The sequence below is a fragment of the Ruegeria sp. CG4 genome (genome assembly GCF_056537185.1).
The window spans coordinates 1,019,783-1,035,655 of the sequence record NZ_JBQFRB010000001.1 but is presented as its reverse complement, the minus strand read 5'-3'; the positions used below and the strand labels follow the sequence as shown (position 1 = coordinate 1,035,655).

At 57.1% G+C, this 15,873-nt stretch carries 13 protein-coding genes; 9 read left to right on the top strand and 4 right to left on the bottom strand.

All coding sequences use genetic code 11. The features are described from left to right. Positions 1-4: 4 nt before the first annotated feature. Both ACR0J2_RS05130 and ACR0J2_RS05125 read right to left on the bottom strand, forming a co-directional pair. Positions 5-691, bottom strand: a complete 687-nt coding sequence (locus tag ACR0J2_RS05130) for a hypothetical protein (RefSeq protein WP_170805326.1) — start codon at positions 689-691, stop codon at positions 5-7. A 42-nt stretch (positions 692-733) separates the two neighbouring features. Continuing rightward, entirely contained in the window at positions 734-1,396 is a 663-nt protein-coding gene (locus ACR0J2_RS05125) for a DNA-3-methyladenine glycosylase I (protein WP_480812033.1), read from the bottom strand. 414 nt (positions 1,397-1,810) lie between these two features. On the opposite strand from ACR0J2_RS05125, the gene ACR0J2_RS05120 reads away from it, so the two are divergent. The 9 genes from ACR0J2_RS05120 to ACR0J2_RS05080 all read left to right on the top strand — a co-directional run bounded on the left by ACR0J2_RS05120 (position 1,811) and on the right by ACR0J2_RS05080 (position 10,733). Further along, complete coding sequence (locus tag ACR0J2_RS05120) at positions 1,811-2,761, top strand: ABC transporter substrate-binding protein (RefSeq protein WP_480811859.1); 951 nt, start codon at positions 1,811-1,813, stop codon at positions 2,759-2,761. 9 nt (positions 2,762-2,770) lie between these two features. Then, entirely contained in the window at positions 2,771-3,823 is a 1,053-nt protein-coding gene (locus tag ACR0J2_RS05115; protein ID WP_170805327.1) for a betaine/proline/choline family ABC transporter ATP-binding protein, read from the top strand. Then, positions 3,820-5,883 (top strand): ABC transporter permease, encoded by a 2,064-nt coding sequence (locus ACR0J2_RS05110; RefSeq protein WP_480811858.1) that lies wholly within the window; start codon positions 3,820-3,822, stop codon positions 5,881-5,883. The genes ACR0J2_RS05115 and ACR0J2_RS05110 overlap by 4 nt, the downstream gene beginning before the upstream one ends. 105 nt (positions 5,884-5,988) lie before the next feature. After that, positions 5,989-6,654 (top strand): NnrU family protein, encoded by a 666-nt coding sequence (locus ACR0J2_RS05105; RefSeq protein ID WP_480811857.1) that lies wholly within the window; start codon positions 5,989-5,991, stop codon positions 6,652-6,654. A 72-nt stretch (positions 6,655-6,726) separates the two neighbouring features. Beyond that, entirely contained in the window at positions 6,727-7,248 is a 522-nt protein-coding gene (locus ACR0J2_RS05100) for a DUF2478 domain-containing protein (protein WP_170609989.1), read from the top strand. Between the two features lie 365 nt (positions 7,249-7,613). After that, entirely contained in the window at positions 7,614-8,477 is an 864-nt protein-coding gene (locus tag ACR0J2_RS05095; protein WP_480811856.1) for a hypothetical protein, read from the top strand. A 235-nt stretch (positions 8,478-8,712) separates the two neighbouring features. Further along, positions 8,713-9,015, top strand: a complete 303-nt coding sequence (locus tag ACR0J2_RS05090; RefSeq protein WP_171186123.1) for a helix-turn-helix transcriptional regulator — start codon at positions 8,713-8,715, stop codon at positions 9,013-9,015. Continuing rightward, a complete protein-coding gene (locus tag ACR0J2_RS05085; RefSeq protein WP_480811855.1) occupies positions 9,008-10,228 on the top strand; it encodes a type II toxin-antitoxin system HipA family toxin in 1,221 nt (406 codons plus the stop codon). Before ACR0J2_RS05090 ends, ACR0J2_RS05085 begins: the two co-directional genes overlap by 8 nt. A gap of 307 nt (positions 10,229-10,535) precedes the next feature. Further along, positions 10,536-10,733, top strand: coding sequence for a hypothetical protein (locus ACR0J2_RS05080; protein WP_035262952.1), 198 nt, complete (start codon positions 10,536-10,538; stop codon positions 10,731-10,733). Between the two features lie 229 nt (positions 10,734-10,962). Here the strand turns inward: ACR0J2_RS05080 and ACR0J2_RS05075 are convergent, their stop codons facing one another. Together ACR0J2_RS05075 and brxL are read right to left on the bottom strand one after the other, a co-directional pair. Then, positions 10,963-13,680 (bottom strand): ATP-binding domain-containing protein, encoded by a 2,718-nt coding sequence (locus tag ACR0J2_RS05075; protein ID WP_480811854.1) that lies wholly within the window; start codon positions 13,678-13,680, stop codon positions 10,963-10,965. A 111-nt stretch (positions 13,681-13,791) separates the two neighbouring features. Beyond that, on the bottom strand, positions 13,792-15,867 hold the full coding sequence (brxL, locus tag ACR0J2_RS05070) for a BREX system Lon protease-like protein BrxL (RefSeq protein ID WP_480811853.1): 2,076 nt from the start codon (positions 15,865-15,867) through the stop codon (positions 13,792-13,794). Positions 15,868-15,873: the final 6 nt, after the last annotated feature.

Here is a 15,873-nt window from a genome sequence, read left to right as displayed (position 1 = left end):
GTGATCAGCTGCAAATGCCGTTGATTTCCGCGCCCCGCCACGGCAGGGCGACGTCACGCTCGCGCCCCTTCTCGGGCAGCGGTGACAGGTCGAAGTGCACACCCAGCATGTCGTGCAGACGCTGCGTGCGGGCCGCCTGGGGATCCAGCGCCCGGCAGCACACATATTCCTCGACGATCGCGCCCTGTTGTTCGAACCCGTAAGAAAGGAAGTCAGGCGAAGTTTCGAGGTCGAACAAATAGGGATCCTTGCGTCCGCCATGTTCTGCCGCCGCGCGTAAAGGATGATACCCGGTGGTTTCGCGGTTCTGCCACTGCCAGACATGGGTCAGTTCATGCGCCAGAAGCATTGCGGCAATCAGGTTCATTTCGTCCGGAAATCCGGACATGTAATTCTCAAGATACCAGTCACGCGAGAAATAGACCCGGTTGAACAAGGCCACTGCGGCAGGGGTGCTGGTGACAAGCCCCTCTTCGGCCGGTGGCAGAATGCGATCCCGGCAGGCCAGACGCGGTCGCGCCTCGCGGTAGTATGTAATGGGCAGCACGGGCGCGCCATCGACAAGTCTGACGCGATCAATGTCCAGGCTTTTGCCCTGAATGGTATCGGTAAACGCGCGTTCGGTTTCTGTCAGCGGGCGGCTGCAGGACGCAAGCAGAAACAGGGCGACTAGCATAACGCGAGTGATCATGCCTAGCAGCCTAGTACGACGCATTCCGCCTGCAAGGTGATTTTAGAGGCTCGTCGCCAGAACACGGCTGATTTCTGTCAACGATCGGCCGGATTGCTCCATCCATGTGTTGAAAGCTTGCTGTACTGCGGCCATTGCCTTTTTCGACGTAGCGGGCCTATCAATGATGCCCTCGGCGATCAGCCGCGCGGTGACGTCCTGTGACAATATAAAACTGTCACGCCCGGCAAACCGCATTGCATATTGAGCCGAAGCCCCTCCAAGGCGCGCCCCGCGTTTGGCCAGCATGGCCAGCAGGCCAATGTAGTCGTGCGAAGGCCAGCCGCCCAGAACCTGACCCGCTCCGCCTTCTTCACGCAGTCCCAGCAGAAACGCGGCGTTGTCCCGAACGGCGGCGATCTTTGTTCCGTTGCGCACGATACGAGTGTCTTGCAGCAGGCTGTCGAACTTTTCGTCGTCCATGAAGGCGCACCGCCCGACATCAAATCCGTCAAATGCCGTTTCGAACCCATCCCACTTGGATTCGATGACTTTCCAGCTGAATCCCGCCTGAAAAATGGTTTTTGTTATTGTCGACAACCAGCGGTCGTCCGGCATGGCGGCCAGCTCAGCGGTGCTTTTGGGTTTGCTCAGCTTTTCCTCCAGCCTGTCAGGGCCGCCATGCCGGCCGGCGGCAATGCTGTAGATTTCGTCAAAATGGCGCATCATTCGGTTCCTCCGGCGCTAGTGTTTCCTTTTTGTTCCTTTCTGGCAAGGGGGCAAGTTGCGCCCGGTTGGCCGGATTCAATAGATCGCGACTATTGCGAAATGCAGAAATTTAGACGGTTTTGCAAAGAAATGCTCGACAAAACAGGGGATTCGGGTTTGTGATTGACTCGTCAATCAATGTCCGGTGCCCTGGCAAACCTCAGCAACAAGCCAGGACGGTGCAGTTGCGTTGCAAAGCGGGTGGGGGAAATCGCGCCAAAAAAGTGAAATTAGCTTAGCTCTGGTGTCAGTGTTCACTTTCCTTTTCCGGCTAAATTTGTGCATGTTGCGACATGGTATTGTCACCAGACAAGTCAGCCGGCGTAAAAACGCGTCGGGGTGGGCAAAACAAAGAAGACAGGGAGAAAAATCATGAAAAAACTGAGTGTAAGCCTTTTGGCCCTTGCGGTCGCGGGATCGGCACAGGCGGCGGATATGGGCGCCGTGGACGAGCCGATCAAGCTGGCAATCAACGAATGGACCGGTCAGCACGTTACAACGCATGTCGCGGGCGAGATGCTGAAGGCCGCAGGATATAACGTTGAATACGTCACAGCGGGCATGATGAACCAGTTCCAGGCGCTGGCCGATGGCGACATCGACGCAACGCTGGAAATCTGGTCGTCTAACGTGTCGGACGAATATGCCAAGAAAATCGACGAAGGCACCGTGGTCGAAATCGGCGATCTTGGGCTGGATGCCAAAGAAGGTATCGCATACCCGGCCCATGTGGCCGATCTGTGCCCCGGCCTGCCTGCTTGGGAAGCGCTGAAAGACTGCGCGCAGGTCTTTGCTACGGCCGAGACGCTGCCCGGCGGGCGTCTGGTCGACTATCCTGCGGACTGGGGTACACCCGGCGCGGATCGTATGACGGGTCTTGAACTGCCTTTCAAAGCGGTTCCTGCGGGCTCGGAAGGTGCTCTGATCGCGGAATTGCGCGCTTCGACTGAACGCAAGTCGCCGCTGCTGATCACCTTCTGGCAGCCGCACTGGGCGATGTCGGCCTATGACGTTCAGTTCGTTGAACTGCCTGCGGGCGAAGAGGCTTGCTTCAACGATCCGGCCTGGGGTCCGAACCCGAACGCGGTGAATGACTGCGACTTCTCGCCCTCGCGCATCTTCAAAGCCGGTTGGAGCGGCATGGAGGAGAAATGGCCCGCCGCTTACGAGATCCTGACCAACTACCAACTGGCGGTCGAAGACCAGCAGCCGATGATGGGTGCGATCGACGTTGACGGCGGCTCGGTCGAAGAAGTTGTCGCCGCTTGGATGGCCGAGAACGAAGGCAAATGGCGTCCGGTCGTCGACGCGGCAACCAAGTGAGCCGCATAAGTGACTGACGCAAACACGCCAGCCATTGCCTGCCGGAATCTCTGGCAGGTCTTTGGCCCTGGTGCTGACAAAGCCCTGACCGACGCGCTGTCTCGGTCAGGGAACGACTCTGAAAAAGCCGCCGCCGATCTGCGCGAAAACGGGTTAATTCCGGCCGTTCAGGACGCGAATTTCGAAGTCCAGGAGGGCGAGCTTTTCGTCATCATGGGGCTTTCGGGGTCGGGCAAGTCCACGTTGATCCGGTGTATCTCGCAGTTGCTGCCCGGAACGGGCGGAGAAATCCATGTGGACGGCGAGAATGTCATTGGCGCATCAAAAAAGACGCTGACCGAGCTGCGTCGCAAGAAGCTGGGCATGGTGTTCCAGCATTTTGGTCTGTTCCCGCACATGACCGTTGCCGAAAATGTGGCCTACCCGCTGCGTGTTCAGGGCGTTGGCAAAAAGGAACGTCTGGCCCGCGCGCAGGAAGTAATATCGCTGGTCGGATTGGAAGGCCGCGAAGACAGTTTCCCGCGCCAGCTTTCGGGCGGTCAGCGCCAGCGTGTTGGCATCGCACGGTCATTGGCCGTGAATCCCGATATCTGGTTTCTGGACGAGCCGTTTTCGGCCCTCGACCCCCTTATCCGCCGCCAGTTGCAGGATGAGTTCCTGCGCATTCAGGCGACGCTGAAGAAATCCATCGTCTTCATCACGCACGATATTCAAGAGGCGCTGAAGCTGGCCGACCGGATAGCGATCATGCGCGACGGCAAGATCGTTCAGATCGGAACGCCCACGGATATCGTGCTGCGCCCGGTCGACGACTACGTGCGCGAATTCTCGAAAGATGTGGCCAAGGGCCAGCACGCCAAGGTCGCCTCGGTCATGCGCGGAGGCGAAAGTGAGTGTGGGCCGGATGATCCGGGCCTGACCACGGCGATGACGCTGGACGCCGCCCTTGCACATTGCATGGAACTGTACGAACCGGTGCCTGTGCGTGACGAGGCAGGCAACATCGTCGGTAGTGTCCACCCGTCGGATCTGGCCGCCGCGCTTCAGGTGGATGACACATGACCGCGGCTACGGATATTTCTGCGCATCGGGCGCGGCTGACTGCAGGCGCGCGGGCGGCCCTGATCACCGTGATCGTCGGTGCCGTGTGTCTTGCACTGGAAGGCGTCGCCCCGTGGCTGGTGAAATGGCCCACCGCGTGGGAACTGCCTGCGACCCAATGGGTGGGCGCGTTCCTGGACTGGTTCCTCAACGGGATCAAACCCGCCATGCGGTTGTTTTCCGATCTGATGACCTATCCGATGAATGCGGCCAACTATGTGCTTGCCAATACCCCGTGGCCGATCCTCATCGGTCTTGTCACGGCATTGGGCTGGTATCTCGGCGGCTTGCCGATGGCGGCGTTGGGGTTCTTCGGCCTCAGCTTTGTCCTGGCCTCAGGCTACTGGGCCGAGAGCATGAACACCCTGGCGCTGGTCGCCGTCTCGGTGCCGGTCGCGCTGATCGTTGGCGGAGCGATCGGTATCCTCGCGAATGAGGTGCCAAAGGTGAAATCCTTTGTGCAGGCGGTGCTGGACGTGATGCAGACTGTGCCGACTTTTGCCTATCTGACGCCGCTGCTGCTGCTCTTTGGTTTCGGCCCCGTTGTTGGTCTGATCGCCTCGGCCATCTACGCCGCGCCGCCGATGGCGCGAAACGTGATGCTGGGCCTCGAAAGGGTCGAGCCCGAAATCAAAGAGGCTGCCATCATGTCCGGCGGCACCCGGTTTCAGCAACTGTTTCAGGTGGAAATCCCCGCCGCCGCGACGCAGATCATGGTTGGTGTGAACCAATGTCTGATGGCGGCGCTGTCGATGGTGATCATTGCGGCTGTTATCGGCGGATTCAACGACATCGGCTGGGAGGTTCTGCTGACCATGCGCAAGGCGCAGTTCGGTGAATCCCTGCTGGCCGGTCTGGTGATTGTGGTTTTCGCCGTGGTGATCGACCGGATGAGCGGCATTCTGGCGACCGAGCGCAAGCGTTATGACCAACGCGTCGTTTGGGCTGTCCTGGGCTTTACCGTGCTGTTCACGGCCGCCTTTTGGGCATGGCTTCCGGATCCGTCCGAACTGACGCTTCTGGACCCCATGGCCGAAGCGGTCGACAGTGGTCTGACGGCGTTCACACAGGCGAACGGACCGTGGCTGGATGCGCTCAAGAACAACTCGCTGTTCTATGTTCTGTTGCCGTTGCGGATCGGTCTTGATCAGGCGGTTCTGCCGTTTACCTGGGGGTTCCAGTGGACACCCGGGATGAGTTACGGCCTGTTCGCCGCCGGTGCCGGTATCACCCTGCTGATGGCGTGGCGCGGGCACCTGACCGGTGGACTGGTCGTGTTGATCCTGATTGGCATGCTGGAAACCGGAATTGCCAACCTGCCTTGGCCGTTTGTCCTGACCGGAACCGCCGCCCTTGGCTGGGTTGCGGGCGGCTGGCGTCTGGCAGCGCTGTCGGTGGGGCTGCTCTGCACCATCCTCGTCTCGGGCCTGTGGGAAAGGGCGCTGCTGTCGCTCTACCTCAGCGGTGCTGCGGTGTTTTCCTGCGCCGTAGTTGGCGGGCTGATCGGTCTGGCCAGCGCGGTATGGGAGCCGGTGTGGAAAATCGTCCGCCCGATCTGTGACATGCTGCAGACGATTCCGCTGTTCGTGTTCCTGATCCCGGTGCTGATGGTGTTTCAGATTGGCGAGTTCTCTGCCTTTCTGGCGATCTGCGCCTATGCCATCGTCCCGATGATCCGTTACACGCGGCACGGACTGGTCAATACACCGGAAGAGATGATGGAGGCCGCCATTTCAAGCGGCGCGACCGAGTGGCAGATCATGCGTGACGTGCGTGCGCCTTACGCGGCGCCGACCATCCTGCTGGGGCTGAACCAAACCATCCTTTATGCCTTTGCCATGCTGGTGATTGCGGCGCTGATCGGGACGACCGGCCTGGGCCAGTCGATCTATCTGGCGCTTGGGCAGGCCGATGTGGGGCTTGGTATCTCGGCTGGTGCCGCGATGGCCATCCTGGCGCTGATTGCCGACCGCATGGTGCAGGGCTTTGCCGAAGAACGGCGCAAGGCACTGGGCTTGTGAACAAGGGCAGGGGCAGCGTATCTGCCCCTGCGCCCGACTTGATTTCGGACAAGGACCACCCCCGCGCCGCAGCCTAAACCGGGCGCAATATGTTCGGAGTTTATCATGACCGGTTGGGCCCTCTTCCTTGCAGCGCTGATCACCTTCCTTCTGACCCACGTTGTCCCGGCTCGTCCCGCCGTGCGTGGCAGGCTGATCGAAACGATGGGGCGCAGGCGGTATTTCGCTGCCTATTCCGCCCTGTCCCTGCTGGTGCTGGGCTGGCTTGTCGTCGCGGCCGCACAGGCGCCTTATGTCGAAGTCATACCGCCTTTTGCGCTTTTTCGCTGGATACCGCTGCTGATCATGCCGATTGCCTGCTGGCTGGCCATAGTGGGGCTGTCGATCCAGAACCCGTTTTCGTTCGGAGGGCTGGGATACCGCGCCTTTGACCCCGAGAACCCGGGCATCCTTCGCACCACGCGCCATCCGGTTTTGGCAGCGCTGATGTTGTGGGCCGGCGCGCACCTACTGGCCAATGGCAGCCTGTCCCATGTCATCCTTTTCGGGCTATTCGCGGGTTTCGCTGTAATGGGTATGGCGCTGATCGACCGCCGCAAGGCGCGGGCGATGGGTATCGAATGGACGCGTCTGTCGCGCAATACCGCGCGCTTCTCGCTACGCGCACCGCGCCCATGGCCGGGCAAATGGTCCGGTCTTGTCGCGCTTGCCGTATTTGCGGTTCTGCTTCACCTGCACACACCTGTGATTGGCCTTTCCCCCCTGCCTTGACGCGAGGTGTGGCCGAGCACAGACATGCGTGCTATCTGGAATGTCATGTATTTGTAAGAAGAGGGTCTCTGAATGTACCTGGCCTATGTCACCACCACCGATCGCGGCGCAACCGACCGCCTGCTGAGCGCTGTGGCCGAGCATCTTCTGAACGCTGACGCGCGGCTGGCTGGTGTGGTTCAGACCAACACCGAATGCGCGGACAGCAGCAAATGCGACATGGACGTCCGGGTGTTGCCCGAGGGTGAGACCATTCGGATTTCCCAGTCTCTGGGCACCCAGTCGCGTGGTTGCCGTCTTGACCCGGCCGCGCTGGAGCAGGCCGTCGGATATGTAACTGCTTCTCTGGACGACAATCCGCAGCTTCTGATTATCAATAAGTTCGGCAAACACGAGGCGGACGGCCGCGGCTTCCGCCCTGTCATCGCTGAAGCCCTGGCGCGGGATATTCCCGTTCTGGTCGGTGTCAACGGCCTGAACAACGAGAAATTTCAGGAGTTCACAGGAGGCGCCGCTGAGGAAATCACACCTGACCTGCAAGAGATCGTCAGCTGGTTCAATCGGGTAACGGCCCAACGCGCGACAGCGGCCTGAGCCAGCCATTCTCGCTGCAACGGCATTGAACCCTCGTGACAACGCGCTCTGGCAAGATTCTGGGTTGTTGACAGGGAGATATGGAGGCGAGTACCGGAATCGAACCGGTGTACACGGATTTGCAATCCGGAAAATTTCGTTGATTTCAAAAGGAAAAATTGTAAACGGACTTGTTTCGTTCAGGGTCACTTTTCAATAGGTTACGAGGCCCAAGTAAACGGTTTTTCACAGTCTCTCGCTCTGGCGAAAGGACAAAGAAAAACCGCTGAGGGGGCGGCCACCCACCTCAACGGCATAGAAGAATATTTCCGTCCCAATACCTACGGCATTTCCGGTCTGACCTCAACCCAATTGGCGGTGAGATCATGAGCTGGCGCATCGCAAATGAATGCGCCGAGCGCCGCTTTGGCAGCGCCGCGCGCAAGCAGATCATCATGTTCTTGGCCGATAAAGCGAGCGATGACGGTTCGGGCATCTGGTGCTCCAAGGGGACGATCCAGCGTCACACAGAGCTCAGCGAGAGCACGGTGAAGCGCACCATCATCGATTTCCTGCGCGAAGGCATTTTGATCGAGACTGGGCGGCGGAACTGTAAGAACGGCTACACTGTCATTTACCGCATCGTTCTGGTGCGCGTGGCTGCGCTCGAACCCACGGCCGAGCCCGACATTGAGACGGGGGTCACTGTGAACCCCGTCCAGCCTGAACCCGGTACGGGGTCCACGGTGAACGGGGTACGGGGTTCACGGTGGACCCCAAACCATCCTAAAACCATCCATAAACCACCTACGCGCAGGCGCGAGGCGGCGGAGGAGGTTGAAGATTTTGGGTCTGAGAAGATCTTGGCAGCCTATCCCGAAGACAGGATCCGAGACCGGCGAACCAGTCTGCGCCTGATTGCAGCGGCTGTGAAGGCGGGGGTAGAGCCCGATGACCTGCTGCAGGCGGTCAAAGCCTATGCCAAGGAAAGCGAAGGTTACACGCGCAGCAAGGTCTGCTTCTCAGACAACTGGTTCAAGATGCGGCGTTGGGAAAAGGGGCTGGCCCAGATCCAGGCGGAGCGTGAGAAAGCGCGAGAGGCCGAAGCCAAAGGCCGTGTCAGCCTCGCCGAGTGGATCCACGAGCGCCATCCCTTGTGCCGCCACATCACGAACCGCCAGATCGAAGATTTGATTGCGTCAAAGCTGGTGACGCCCGAACAGGTTCGCGCTGCGGGGTTGCAGGCATGACTTTCGAAGGAAGGTAACGCAATCATTTCGTTCGAGCAAACGCGCTGTATGTGTGCGGTGAGGTAACCAGGCCATGTTTCGTAATGGTAACCTTAATGCTGTCAATGTTATGATGAGATAACATAAGTCGTGGTGCGAGCAGGGGCGTTGGATCGTCAGGTTGAGCGGCGAAAATTGACAATAATGTTTTATCAGCGTAACATATAGAGGCTTAGTGTCGCTTGGAGATATCATTATGGCTGTTCCGATCAAAATGCCCAGGGCGGCACGTAAGGAGCTCGTGACACTTGGGGAAAACATTCGTGTTGCGCGACTGCGCCGCAAGTTGACCGCCGAGATTGTTGCGCAGCGCGCTGGCACAACGCGGCAGACCATTGCCAAGATCGAAAGCGGGAACCCTGCAGTCAAGATCGGCACTTACGTGGCAGTGCTGCAGGCGCTCGGCCTCTTGAAAGGTTGGGGGGATATCGATGATCCGGTCGGTGAGCAGATGGCTCTGGATGACCTCCCGCAGCGTGCGAGACTGAAAAATGGTTGAGGTCTGGATCGACTGGAAGGGGTTGAAACGGGTTGGCACGCTCCACCGCATAGCGGGGCGCGGCCGAGAGCGGGTATCCTTTACCTATCATGACGACTGGCTTGCCGACGAAAATGCCTTCGGGCTTTCGCCGGACATGCCTCTCGTCAAAGGGCAATTCGTGCCTGAAGCAGGGCAGGACATGCTTGCACCACTTGGGGATTCTGCCCCTGACACTTGGGGCAGAACGGTGATGCGGCGTTTTGAGGGGCGCATGGCAGAGGCCGAGGGGCGACGTCCGAGGACACTGCAAGAAACCGACTACCTGCTTGGGGTGAATGATGAGACCCGTTTGGGTGCGCTGCGTTTCAAGGTTGAAGGAGTGTTTCAAGCCCGCGAGGGCATTGGCGTGCCTGCGCTCGTGAGCCTCGGGGATCTGCTGAATGCCTCGCAACGCGTCCTTCGCGGGGAAGAGTCCGCTGAGGACCTTCAAATGCTGTTTGCACCGGGGAGCTCGCTAGGAGGCGCTCGGCCGAAGGCCAGCGTCCTTGACCAGCACGGCCGCCTGTCGGTTGCGAAGTTCCCGAAAGAGACGGACACTTATTGCGTGGAACGCTGGGAAGCCATTGCACTGGAATTGGCAAGACGCGCTGGAATTACGGTCTCGGATCACACGCTTGAGATGGCGGGCGACAAGCCTGTTTTCTTGTCCCATCGGTTTGACCGGAACGAGGACGGCAGGATCCCCTTCATCTCCGCTATGGCGATGCTGGGCGGCAAGGATGGCGAAAGCTACAGCTATTTGGACCTGGCCGATATCATCACCTCAGAAAGCGTAACGCCCGACCAAGACCGCGAGGAACTCTACCGGCGGGTTGCCTTTTCCATTCTCGTGACGAACCTCGATGACCATATGCGCAATCACGGATTTCTGCGTGGGCGTGGCGGCTGGCACCTTTCACCGGCCTACGATATCAACCCTGTTCCGAACCAACCACGCATGCTCAAAAGCTACGTTGATGACGACAATCCGGATGCCAGTATCGCCCTGCACCGCGCGCAACATGAATCCTATCTTCTCGAACGCGGCGAGGCAGATCGTATCATTGCCGAGGTGACCGAAGCGACTATGGCTTGGCGTGAAGTTGCGCGTGCCCTCGGGGCTCCGGAGCGGGAGATCAGGGAGATGGCGACAGCCTTCGAGCACGAGGAAGCGGATCTGGCGCGCACGTGAACTGGGGCCGCTGTTGAATTGGATTGACCGAAAGCCGTTCGGCTGCAGCGAGATTTTGAGGTCCTTGGCCATTCTGATGCGTTACGACGTGGCAGTCGATTTTGGAGTGCCGAACTCAGATCCTCAACGCCGTGTTTCTGATTGCTGAACATAAGCGGGCAGCCGTAGCAGGCGCGGTGCAAGCCCCGCTTCAACAAGAAAATTCCCCTGTGCCAGCGCATTCCTCGCGAGACAAGTTTCTCGCTGACAGCCCCTTGGTGCCAGCTTTGGTCATGTTCATCGAAACACTCAAAGTGAGGATCAAAAGATGGCTACTCAAACTCTGAAACTGAACGTCAAATCCGGCGAAAAAGACGGCAAGAACTTCTGGGACCGCTGCGGCGTCCTCTTCGTGAACACCGACGACAGCGGCAACATCACGTCGATCAATGTCAAACACAGCATGTTCCCCGATGTCGAAATGGTCGCCTTCCCGCGCCGCGATGAAGATCCGGTCACCGAGTGACCTTAGCGCCAGGGCGGGTTTCCCGCTCTGGCATTTGTCATGCAAATTTGACGATCATTCGATTCCGCGATCGAGAAAAGTTTTCCCGCCCGCGTCGGTGACGAAGTCCACCAAATAGAGGCCTGACTGTGTTGATATAGCTTAAAAATGCGCCCATCATCGCAATCTTTCCTTCGCGTGTCCCAAATGAGCATAGTAGATCATTGTTCCAGTGACAGCCTTTTCCCGGCTACATTGGCCAGTCCTTTTGAAAATGGGGCGCTAGCATCGCCACTTGCCCAGGGATTGATTGTGTAAAGGTGACGCCAAGGTAGTTCGCTGCCCGCGTTGCCCCCACATAAAGAAATTTGGCGAACAAATCGGGATGCTTCGCAATTGTCTCATCTAGCCCGATAAAAAAGACCGCTTCGAATTCCAGGCCTTTGATATGGCGGATATCGAACACTCTGACATCTCTATCGTTCCCAACCACCTTGCCGTCTTTGCACGCAACTGCAGAGAGACTGATTTCTTCCAAGCGGTCGTTCAGCGCCAAAGCTAGGGGCTCTACGTCAGCTTCTTCATTCACAAGAACCGCGATCGTTGTGGACCGCTGAAGCATTCGATCAATCTCGTGAATACGGTTTGTGAGCCAGTCGGAGACCTTTTCATGATCGTTCAGAGCATCCTGCCATACCGGCGACAAGCCTTCTGCGTCGAGACGATCCGGCAATATTATGTCTTCGGCTTTTGACCCACCCAGTGATGCAACATCCTTTGCAAGCTCCACGAGACGTTGGCTTTGCCTATACGACACGGTGATCGACTTTCGTTCAATACCTTTGGTAATCCAGTCTAGGGCTTCATTTGTCTTTAGGCCCCACGATGTCAGGCGTTGATTGATATCTCCGCAGAGGAAGAACGAGCTGGAAGTTGGGTGCGCAATCTCGTGCATAGCTGCAAGTTGAACACGTGAGAAATCTGTAGCTTCGTCAATCAGAACCTGCGCTCTCTGCATGGCGCGCACGCTACCAAGGAAGCCTCCCTCCGGCAGGCTGCTTTCTGCATGCCTTCGATAGTGTCCGAGCAGCTCATTGGCGATTTGCAGTGCGGCGAGAACAACGAGGTCAAGTTCTTTCCAAAAAATATCAGAAGGTTTGGTGGGGGCTGCCTCATACCAGCGTGAAGTTTTTACTCGCTCCGCACGAAACCGCTTATACTTTGGTGCGATGCCCCGAAGGAAAAGGCGTTCAAGTCGCTCAAACTTTCGCAGACGGGTCTGCTCCAACAGCAGTTTCCCCAACTCAGCCAAGTCCTCATCTGATGGAATGCGCTTCTCGCCAAGCCAAGCTAGAAGCATTCCGTCCTGAGACTTTTCCGATACAGTTCGTTTGGCCAGTCGAGCCCTTGCGATCGCCTTGAGCGCACGCTCGAAGCGCACAAGGGCTTGCTGGCGGCTTACTGGACGGCCGGGTTGAGGTTCCTCTGTAACTTGATCTTCATCATCGAGTGCATCTTCAAAGTCATCTATATCCTCTGCCGGTTGTGGTGCGTTTGACAGCTGACGAGATATCTCCTCTCGGAGAATGTTTGGAAAGTTGCGGTCTTCGTAGACAAGCGCGTTGCGGGCTTTGGCGATAAGGCGAGAGATGGCTTCACTTCGTTCAGATATCGCTTCTCGAATGTCAGGTACCAGCTCGGTGACATTCCGTAGCGCGTGGGCGTAAATGTCCTTCCGTGGGGTGTCCAAATCTTCAGAGAGTTTTTGGCCAATAGTTGTCAGATCGTCAGCCGGTCTTGCAGCCAACCACTTAGCATCGGCCCTTAGCTCTTCTGAAACCGAAGTATCCAAATATGACCTAAAGTCATCATACCACGAGGCTTCGTCGGCAATTTCATCCTTAAGATAGTCTTGGGCGCGCCGTTCTACGAAAGGGCCGCTCCCGCTACTGGTTCTCAATAGCTTGAATTCATCGCGAGCAATTTCACGCCGGAACTCTTCCCAAGTTCTAATGTGGGTATCGCTCGCAGCCAAGCCTTCGCGTGCAAACGCCTCTTTCACATACTGACGAAGCAATTCGGTCGGGGAAAAAACGACCCAGCTTGTCTCGTGAGGGGTGTTGGTTTCTGCTTCAACTTGCTCGATTAACCGTAGCTCCTGAGGCGACTCTTGGAGAGCCTGTCGGTCGGTTTTCTGCCCCAAACGCCTAATCAGCGTGGTAGTCTTGCCAGTACCCGGAGGCCCTGAGAGGAAGCACTTGGTGTTGATCGGCATCCTAAAAATCTCGTCCTGATGCCGGTCCAAAATAGGCTGATCGCGAAGGCCCATATGCGTAATAATTGCCCGCCTAACGCCTTCTACGACATTTTCATCGGTGTCATCGTTCCAGAGCGCTTCGAGGTCCCCTTCCTCGATTTCGCCTTCAGGTGTGAGGATTTCGCGTAGCGAACCAACCGTGAACCGACCCAAATCTCTGATATCAATTTCGGTTTCACGAGAGTCCCACCCGCTTGACGTACGCTCTGGTTTAAGCAGCGCGCGACTATCTATCAGGAGGTCCCGCTCTCTCGCCCCGAATTTGAATGATCCCTCATCACCGGCGGCCAATGATGCAATCTTCCCGAGATCGCTCCGGTAGCTTGCGATTTTGTAGCCCGGAACGGACCGGGGCGTGGTGCGAGTGATGAAGATTGTCTCCTCTTCATCGTTTTCGTCCAGGAAGTGAACCCGCGCGATGACAGGTTGCTGGATGAGCGCGGCAATAGCCTCAGCTTCACTGTCTGATATCGAACCGATGCTATTTACAGCCTGAGGGCTGTTGAGAGTGTTTATGGTCGTGAAGACCCGCGCGTCGCCCCTTTTATGGGCCGCGCGGGCATTTTCGGCATCGGCCGCGACCTTTTCAATGCAATCAAGAGAATGACGGGCAATATCTTCGATAACCGCTTCTTTGTTTGTTTTATTCATTTCGGCACCTCAATTTGCCTACCGATCTCGGCTTGTACGAGAACCAATCTTGGCTACTCTCAACCTGAGAAATCGAAAATTATCTTTTGAAATCGTCACCTGATCTCACCGTTAGTCTTGCCGCACATAGGTCACATAGAAATTCTTCAGCATGCGGTGCTCCTGCAGGCGGTCACCTAGGCTGAAGCCGTCGCGTCGCATGGGTGCTTGGAAAATATCCAGGCCGCGATCGAGAACGATTTTCCAGCCAGTGTTGGTGACGATATCTCTCGAGTGAGCGGTCCCTGAGCCATCGAATGCCCAGGTGAAATCAACACCGGACCCGATGCATGCCTCAGTAATGCTCTCCAGCAATTCGCGTTGCTTTTGCACGTTTCCGTCATCAGGCCCAGTGACAAGATGGATAGCCACTTGATCTTCCAACGCCTTGCGCTGAATCACCATCTCGACGAATTCCATCATGTTCCTGATCTGGTAAAAATAGCGAATGTAGGGGTCTGTCACTACGATCCGCGATGCACCGTCCAGATAGGGCCCGAACAGTTTATCGTAGCTGATGCCTTTTCGGTTTTCGGCGAATACGTGGTGACCCTCTTCGGCGCGCGGCTTGGCGGGCGCTGAGGTCTCCGATGTGTCGCGCGGCTCATGTTCGACTTCGATGACGTCATCATCGACAGCATCAGTGGATTGGTCCTGCTGCTTTGGGTCTAAGGCAGGTTTCAGATAGTAGAATTGGGGGAACTCTTGCTCTTCGACGGTTTGGACGCGCCGCTTTTCCCCGTCAGAGCCAGTGTAGAAGAAGTCGACATCTGGATAAGTCGCATCGATCCGAAACAATTGGTCCTTAACGCGCTTTCGACTTTCAAGTGCGAGCTGCAAGAGCTCTTCAACGTCATCGGCTGTTTCATCTCCGGCAGGGAAAATCACCTTCAGGAAGCCCGACATGGTCTTGTAGACGGCGTCCCGATCACGGGTTGAAATCTTCTCGCTGACTTTGAAATGCAGGTCCGGCCGGTTGGAGAAGTCTTCTTGGCGCAAATGGCGAAGGATCTCGGCGAGGTAGTCGACAATGAACCCGTAGCCAGTGGTGAACATCTCGCCTCGGATCACGTCGATCTCCCAGCCAGGCAGATAAGCGTGGAGGCGGTCAATGAATGCAGAGTCATGGAACTGGGGTGGCAGGGCTTCGAACAAGTCGCTGTTCTTGAGCATGAATGGCACATTGTGGTCTGTGTTGCCGACAAACGCGAAGCTCGCTTCTGCCCCCATGGGGTTAACCCCGCGCGAGAAGGTCTTGTTTGCCATGTAGTTTTTCATGATGTCGACCAGGGCCTTGTTCGCAGTTTTCTCGCGCCCCGCAAATTCATCAAAGGCCACCACATCCCAATATCCGACCAGTCCGATTCTCCCATTCGAGTTGTTTACAAACAGCTTCGGGATGGTCACTTCGCCGCCGGAGATCAGCTGCCCGTGTGGCGAAAACTCAGAGTAGATATGCGATTTACCCGTTCCCTTTGGGCCAAGTTCGATGATGTTATAGTTTCGCTCCACGAAGGGGATCAGCCGCATCAGCTGCAAAAGCTTGCTGCGACGTCCGAAGGCTTCAGGATTGAAGCCAATTGACTGCATTAAGAGATCAATCCACTCTTCTTTGGTAAATTGCGCGCGCGCCTCCTTGTACCCATCGTAATCGACCTTGGCGATCTGGATGGGTTTGATGGTCTCGAGCACCCACGGAGACGTTCGCGCGTCCTCAGAAAACTCGTATTGGACATCAGCAATACACCATACGCCGGTCACAAGCAGCTTTGGATGCGCTTTGACCGTGCCGCTATCCACCGCAACCTTTTTGATGCCCAAGTTGTCGAACGTGGCTTCGTAGCTGTCTGTTTTTTCGTTCAGCGAGACGCTGATCTGGTCGATGACCTTGTAGCGTCCCTTTTCCTTGATCGTGGATTGGATCAGTCCCGCTTCGCTTCTGTGAACGTAGTGCTTTCTGAGGATTTCTTTGACGGTTTCGATGCCGCTCTCGATCGATGCTTCATCGTCAGTCGCACAGTACTGCCCGAGCAGGTATTCGAGGACATAGGTTGGAACGATTGCGTTTCCCTTGACCGCTTTCACAAGGTCTTTGCGGACCACGTAGCCCGCGAAATGCTCGTTAATTTTTTCGTCGAGTGCGCTCATGATAGG